1 protein-coding gene is annotated in these 2,360 nt (G+C 65.5%); it reads right to left on the reverse strand.

What is annotated here, in order from left to right:
- On the reverse strand, positions 1–2,307 hold a 2,307-nt coding region (locus ACGFYV_RS37480; RefSeq protein WP_393883023.1), incomplete at its 3' end, for a hypothetical protein.
- Positions 2,308–2,360: the final 53 nt, after the last annotated feature.

Genomic DNA, 2,360 nt, shown 5'->3' on the forward strand with positions numbered 1-2,360 from the left:
CGGCCGACTTTCGACCGCCCCCGCCAACGCCTTGTTGCCGTAGAGACCTCGCACCTGATCAGCGCTCACCACTGCCCTGGACTGCAGCAGCGCCGTGTTCAGGCCGGTGCGCTTGCGGATCTGCGACAGCAGTCCCGGATGAGCCAGCAGGGCATCGACGAGGCCGGGCTTGGCGAGAACGAGCCGCCACAGATCGGAGCGTGTCGTGGCGTCCTGGACCAGCGACCGCTGTGACCGCAGCAGGGCCCAGAGCCGGTTGTCGCCCTCCAGGTCCGACATCAGCGCCCGGTCGGCGCGCAGGGCCTGCACCAGCCGGGGCCGGCCCCGCAGAGTCGGGACGACATCCGGGTGCGCGGTGATCGTCGCCACGAATCCCGGGTTCTCCCCCAGGAGCCTCGCCACATCATCGTTGTGTTCGAGCAACTCCCGCAAGCCGTCCACGTTCTGGACGGCCCGCACCACGTTCGGATTGTGGAGCGTCGCGACGAACAGGGTCCGGTTGCTCAGGATGAGCGCGGCCGCGTCAGGGTGCGCCTCGAAAAGGTCGGGCAGTACCGCGTCGTCGACCAGGGTCAGGAACTCGTCCTCCGAGAGGATGACTCCGGACTGAGCGGCAAGCGCACCGGCGAAACGGGGAAGGTTCACCAGTGTGTCGACGATCTCGGGCTGGAAAACGACCGCGCTGAACGATTCGTCGCCGACGCTGAGGATCGCGCGCGTGACCCTGTTCAGAACTTCGACGCGTTCCGGGGTGAATTTGTTCTGATCACGTCCGACTATGGCGACCAGATGATCGACAAACTCCCCCCCGTCCTCCAGGAGCGTTTGGATGCCAGGCCTGGTGAAGAAAGCCCCGGCAAACGGTTCACTGGCCACCAGCACCGACATCAAGCCAGGTGTCGCAGAAATCAAGCCTGGCGCTGTCGGCGTCGATGCGTACCGCCACATCTCGCGATTTCGGGACACATTTCGCCGGAAATCCGATCGAGCCACGGCCATGTTGAGGAAAAAGGTATCGTTGAGAAACGCGTGGAGGAGCTTTCCGTTCTCGACCAGAGCCAGCGTGAACTCCGGGTCGTTCGCCACGACGGCGCGCGCTTTTCCTGATGCGATCAGCTTCGGCAGCAGAGCGGGGCGCTCCCGCATGGCGGCCACGAGTGCCGCATTGTTGACCACAGCGGCTTGCAGCCCGACGTTACGGTCGTCGGAAAGGACTGCACGCAGATCCGGCAGATCCTCGGATGCCTCATGAATTTCTTCAATGAGTTGGAGGCGATCCTCTATTTTTGCAGCATCGCTCTCCACCGACGAGATCCGCGCGCGTGCTTCGTCCAACGGAAGGGACAAGGAAGAGAACAAGACGCGTTCCGTCTGTGAGACCATCAGGCCCTCATCGGTGTACCTGATGGGGCCCAGCGCCTCGATTTCGGCCAACAGCGCGTCCGGGTCGTTCACGTGGGGCAGGAAACGCTCGGGTTCTGTGGTGAGCGCCTGCTCGAAAGCGGACCGTTGCAGCGCGGCTGCCAGGATCTTCGGGTGCGCGCCCAGTGCCTTCACCAAAGGAGCCTGCGCATCCTCGGCGAGGGCCTGGAGGATGGTCCGCATGCCCAGCAGCATCCCCCATTGACCCTTGGGTACGGCGTCCGGGTCTGCCTGAGCGTCCCTGGCCGCGTCGGCCAGACGGTGGAAGACCACACCGTACAGGGTGAGGTCAGTCTCCTGGACGATTGAGTACGTCATCGACGTGGAGACGTTCCGGAACCGGTGGACAAGGCGGAGCAGCGCACCGTCATTGGCCATGTACTCGGCAAACGCCGTCGGCGAACGATGCGCCGAGCCGACCAGGTCGTAGTCCCTGTGCATCGTCGACAGCAGGAGAGCGTCCTTGCGCGCCGCGGACCAGAAGCCGGGGATTCCGGACGCCCTGGAGAGGCGGGCCAGCGTGGCGGTGTTCGCCGAGGTCAGGACGATACCGGGGTTGTCGAAGAGGGCCTGAGCGAACTCGGGGCGCTCGACCAGGTTCCCGAGAGCCTTCAAGCTGGCCGGCACCCGCACCTGACTGCGTGTGTAGGGATCCCGCAGCGCCAGTCGCAGGAGCTCGCCCCCCGGGAAATCCGGAGTAGTCAGGGCCCGCCGAAGGTCATCGCTCGGGTCCTCCAGCAAGCGGCGGATCTCGTGCGGCATGCGGAAGGCATCGAGATGGTCCGCCAGCGCGCGGGTGAACTCCACATTGGAGGCCAGCTTGCGCACGAGGTCGCGGGGGTCGGGGTACGCCAGCTTGACGAGAGGATGCTGCCGAATACGCATGAGCGGGACAGTCGAGGTGGAGGCCGGCGCCGGCGCCACCTCGGCCGGCGTCG

The sequence above is a fragment of the Streptomyces sp. NPDC048297 genome (assembly GCF_043201585.1).
Classification (GTDB): domain Bacteria; phylum Actinomycetota; class Actinomycetes; order Streptomycetales; family Streptomycetaceae; genus Streptomyces.